A 4,058-nucleotide genomic window follows, 5' to 3' on the forward strand; every position below is an offset into this window, starting at 1 on the left:
GGTCCTGACGCTTGGACAGCGGGGTGTAACGCGGACCACGGCGTTTTTCTTCGCCAGCGGCCGAAGGATTGAACTTGAGCTTCAGCTTGTGAAGCGGGTTGTTCTGCGCAGCGTCGATCTCGTCCTGGGTCAGCTGGTTGTTGGCAATCGGGTCAAAGCCCTTAACGCCAGCAGCGACATCACCATCGGCGATGCCCTGCACTTCCAACTCGTGCATTCCTACGAAATCCGCGATCTGCTTGAAGCTGATCGTGGTGTTGTCCACCAGCCATACGGCGGTTGCCTTGGCCATAAGCGGTTTTGCCATCAGCCCGTCTCCTATACATACATCTGTCCCGTCGCCGGAATTCGGCGGCCCCGGGGATTTGGGGCAGGTTTCCGTTGTCGGGGAACTTGGGGCCTATATAGTCGCGGCACGGCAAGAAGGGAAGAGGCGAATGCGCCAAGGTATTTCGGGGCTGGTATTGTGGGTCTTCAGCGCGGTTGCTGCGCTGGCCGAAGGCGAAAAGGCCGGAGAGTTCGATTACTATGTTCTGTCGCTCAGCTGGTCGCCCAACTGGTGTGCCCGCGAAGGCTACACACGCGGGTCCGATCAGTGCGATGCGCGGCATGATCATGGCTGGATTCTGCATGGCCTTTGGCCACAGTTCCATCAGGGTTGGCCATCTTATTGCAGAACGCCCGAAGCACCGCCGACCCGACGCATGACACGCGAAATGGAAGATATTCAGGGCAGTGCGGGCCTGGCCTGGCACCAGTGGAAGAAACACGGCACCTGTTCCGGGCTGTCGGCAGCCGACTATTTCGCGCTGTCCCGGCGCGCCTATGATGCGGTCGCGCGCCCGGAGGTCTTTCGCAAGCTGGACGCATCCGTGAAGTTGCCCGCCGAACTGGTCGAAGAAGCGTTTCTGAAGGCCAATCCGGAACTGGAGCGCGATATGATCACCGTCACGTGCAAGCAAGGCTATATCGAAGAGGTCCGCCTGTGCCTGTCTCGCGACCTTGACCCCGTACCCTGTGGCCGCGACGTGATCCGCGACTGCACCGCCAAGGACGCTCTGTTCGATCCGATTCGTTAAAGCTTTTTGTTCTGGCAATCGCGGGCGTAGTCCAGCGCTTTGGCGGTTCCTTTGAGGTCGATGGCCATGACGTCCTCACCAGCCGGATTGTAGACAGTCATTGTCTTGTTCTGAGCGATTGCGTTGACGAAGCTTCTGTCGGTGAAAAACACCGTTGCGCCTGGTACTTCCCGTTCGTTGAACCCGATCGCTGTCGCATCATAGCTTTTGCCGTCCAGTTCAAAGCGGATTGGATAGCTCTCACCCTGTTTAATGTCGCCCCACGCCTTGTTGTAAACTGCGAAATAACCGCGATTGTCCAAGGCGTCGTAACCCAGCCGGACCACCGAGAGATCCTGATACACCGTCTGGATCAGACAGCCGTTGCCAAGCGCGGGGTCCATCATGATGTTCCAGCCTTCGACAAAGCCTTTGTCCACAAGGTCCTGCGACAGGGCGGCGGTTGCAGTGAAGGTGGCGAAGGTGAGGGCGAGAAGGCGGGTCATAACGTATTCCAATCAAAGGGATCAAGTCTGAGGCATTCTACTACGCGCGCACGCAAGGCAAAGGCCCTTTTGCTTTTTAGCGAGTTTTTTGACTTCGGATCTTGACCCATGCGCCAGGGTGAACCCCGCTATGAAGGTCTGATAAGCAACTTGAAAACCGATCGCTGGCCAATAGTTTTACGTCTCATCAGATTAAGGAGCATTCTATGTCTCGGTTTCCAAGGACCTTTTCACATATCGGGTTGTCTGTTCCCAACGTGGACGAAGCCGTAAAGTTCTATTCCGAGGTCTTGGGGTTTTATGTCATTATGCCGCCCACGGACGTGGTCGAGGATGACACGGACATTGGCGTTATGTGCACGGATGTTTTCGGCCCGGACTGGAGGAAACTGCGTATCGCGCATCTCGCGACAGCGGACCGGATCGGAATTGAACTCTTCGAGTTTGACGGGAACTACGCGCCCGAAAACAACATTGATTTCCGCAGAAATGGAACGTTTCACTTTTGCATTCAGGACCCTGACGTTGAAGGTCTGGTCGAAAAGATTGTGCAGGCTGGTGGAAAACAGCGGATGCCGATCCGGCACTATTATCCCGGAGAAAAGCCTTACCGCATGGTCTATGTTGAAGACCCCTTTGGCATCGTATTCGAACTCTATAGCCACTCGTATGAGCTGACCTACTCGTCTGGTGCCTACACCTGAAGCCTGAGAGCATGTTTTGATAAGCGTTGGGGCGACAATGCAGTTGTCGCCCTGGTCCAATACGACCCGCTATATTTCTTTTCGCGCCCTGAGCGCGGCAGTAATTGTGCCGTCATCCAGATAATCCAGCTCTCCGCCAATCGGCACGCCCTGCGCCAGTGAGGTCAGTCGGACCTGCCCCTCCAGCTGATCGGCGATGTAATGCGCGGTGGTCTGGCCATCGACGGTGGCGTTCAGCGCGAGGATGATCTCGGAAACCCCTTCGGCCACTACTCGGTCCTTGAGGCGGGGGATGCGCAATTCGTCCGGGCCAACACCGTCCAGCGCCGACAGCGTGCCGCCCAGAACGTGATATCGGCCTTTGAAGACGCCCGCGCGCTCCATCGCCCAGAGGTCGGCCACGTCTTCGACCACGCAGAGCTCTCCGGTTGCGCGGTCTTCGGAATTGCAGATGTCACAGATATCGGTGGTGCCCACGTTGCCGCAGTTCAGGCATTCGCGGGCGGTCACGGCGACTTGCTGCATGGCGTCAGACAAGGGTGTCAGCAGCAAAGCGCGTTTTCGGATCAGGTGCAGCACGGCGCGACGGGCCGAACGCGGGCCGAGGCCGGGCAGTTTGGCCATCAGGTCGATCAGGTTGTCGATGTCGCTGTTCGAACTCATGGCCTGCCTTGTCTTGCGCCGGAGGGAGCCTCCGGCGGGAGTATTTTGAAAAAGATGAAGCTCAGAACGGCAGCTTGATGTCTGCGGGCAAGCCCATGCTTTCGGTCAGTTTGGCCATTTCTTCCTGCGAACGTTCAGCGGCTTTGGTCTGCGCATCTTTGATGGCCGCCAGGATCAGGTCTTCGACCACTTCCTTGTCGTCACCGTTGAAGATCGACGGGTCAATATCCAAACCTTTCAGTTCGCCTTTGGCGGTTGCGGTTGCCTTGACCAGGCCAGCCCCGGATTCACCGACAACCATCATGTTGTTCAGCTCTTCCTGCATTTCGGTCATCTTGGTTTGCAGGTCCTGCGCGGATTTCATCATCTTGGCCATGTCGCCCAGACCGCCAAGCCCGCCGAGTCCTTTCAGCATAGTGTTCTCCTGTATCTCTGCTTGGGTTCTAAATACGGGCCGCAGCCGCGTGGCACAAGGGTTCTCGGGTCTGACGGTGAGGTCTTTGGAAAGACGTTTCTCGTTGTCGCGCAGCGGAAGTCTGTGCGTTATGTGAAGGCAAGGATCGGGTTTGCCGCACGTTCTTTGCTGAGACTCAGGTGTTGGAACGGGGTGATCACCGTAACCTCTGTGGGTGCATCACCCGCTTAATCTTCCTCGAAAGGGTCCCATTCGTCTTCGACTTCGGGCAGCGCCTCTGTTTCGACCTGAGCAGCCCGCTGTTCCGGCGTCTCGATCTTTGTGATCCTGGCTTTGGGAAATTGCGCCAGAACAGCCTGAATCAGTGGGTGTTGTTCGGCTTCGGCTTTCAAAGCCAGTTCTGCCTTGTCCCGAATTTCTGCAATTGTTGCGGCGTCGCCGTTCGAGACAATCGAAACAGCCCACCTATTGCCGGTCCAGCGTTGCAGGGCCGAACCCAGGCGTGGTGCAAGATCTGTCGGAGCCTGCGGGGCGGGGGTGAATTCAATCCGACCGGGTTGGTAAGACACAAGCCGCACGCCGTTTTCCACTTCGACCAGCAGTTTTACGTCACGGTTGGCACGGATCAGTTCGACCACGTGATCAAAAGTCGGGTACCGGGCGAGGGCCGTCTGCACATCCTGTGCCAATGCGGCAACCGGCGCGCCGTTTG

General features: G+C 57.3%; 6 protein-coding genes and 1 pseudogene. 2 read left to right on the forward strand and 5 right to left on the reverse strand.

Features of this window, described 5'->3' with window-relative positions:
- Window positions 1–307, reverse strand: a 307-nt coding sequence (locus tag AC2FNU_RS24170; RefSeq protein WP_496793905.1) for a cell cycle transcriptional regulator TrcR, incomplete at its 3' end; no start/stop codon positions are given.
- A gap of 130 nt (window positions 308–437) precedes the next feature.
- Between AC2FNU_RS24170 and AC2FNU_RS24175 the strand changes: the two genes are divergently transcribed.
- The gene (locus AC2FNU_RS24175) at window positions 438–1,079 is read left to right on the forward strand and encodes a ribonuclease T2 family protein (RefSeq protein ID WP_496793910.1); all 642 of its coding nucleotides are present in this window, start codon (window positions 438–440) and stop codon (window positions 1,077–1,079) included.
- On the opposite strand, the gene AC2FNU_RS24180 is transcribed toward AC2FNU_RS24175, so the two are convergent.
- Complete coding sequence (locus AC2FNU_RS24180; RefSeq protein ID WP_496793914.1) at window positions 1,076–1,564, reverse strand: hypothetical protein; 489 nt, start codon at window positions 1,562–1,564, stop codon at window positions 1,076–1,078. The genes AC2FNU_RS24175 and AC2FNU_RS24180 overlap by 4 nt on opposite strands.
- A gap of 206 nt (window positions 1,565–1,770) precedes the next feature.
- Between AC2FNU_RS24180 and AC2FNU_RS24185 the strand changes: the two genes are divergently transcribed.
- Window positions 1,771–2,268, forward strand: coding sequence for a lactoylglutathione lyase family protein (locus AC2FNU_RS24185; protein WP_496793918.1), 498 nt, complete (start codon window positions 1,771–1,773; stop codon window positions 2,266–2,268).
- Window positions 2,269–2,337: 69 nt separating this feature from the next.
- On the opposite strand, the gene recR is transcribed toward AC2FNU_RS24185, so the two are convergent.
- The 3 genes and pseudogenes from recR to AC2FNU_RS24200 form a co-directional block, all read right to left on the reverse strand.
- On the reverse strand, window positions 2,338–2,931 hold the full coding sequence (recR, locus tag AC2FNU_RS24190) for a recombination mediator RecR (RefSeq protein ID WP_496793922.1): 594 nt from the start codon (window positions 2,929–2,931) through the stop codon (window positions 2,338–2,340).
- Window positions 2,932–2,992: 61 nt separating this feature from the next.
- On the reverse strand, window positions 2,993–3,346 hold the full coding sequence (locus AC2FNU_RS24195) for a YbaB/EbfC family nucleoid-associated protein (protein ID WP_170347293.1): 354 nt from the start codon (window positions 3,344–3,346) through the stop codon (window positions 2,993–2,995).
- A gap of 227 nt (window positions 3,347–3,573) precedes the next feature.
- A pseudogene (locus tag AC2FNU_RS24200) lies at window positions 3,574–4,058 on the reverse strand (DNA polymerase III subunit gamma/tau); the annotation flags it as partial.

Source organism: Ruegeria sp. BHSB064 (assembly GCF_059613205.1).

Coding starts and splice junctions, on each gene's coding strand:
- AC2FNU_RS24195 (WP_170347293.1), bottom strand. CDS start 3,346: ATGCTGAAAGGACTCGGCGGGCTTGGCGGTCTGGGCGACATGGCCAAG.
- recR (WP_496793922.1), bottom strand. CDS start 2,931: ATGAGTTCGAACAGCGACATCGACAACCTGATCGACCTGATGGCCAAA.
- AC2FNU_RS24175 (WP_496793910.1), top strand. CDS start 438: ATGCGCCAAGGTATTTCGGGGCTGGTATTGTGGGTCTTCAGCGCGGTT.
- AC2FNU_RS24185 (WP_496793918.1), top strand. CDS start 1,771: ATGTCTCGGTTTCCAAGGACCTTTTCACATATCGGGTTGTCTGTTCCC.
- AC2FNU_RS24180 (WP_496793914.1), bottom strand. CDS start 1,564: ATGACCCGCCTTCTCGCCCTCACCTTCGCCACCTTCACTGCAACCGCC.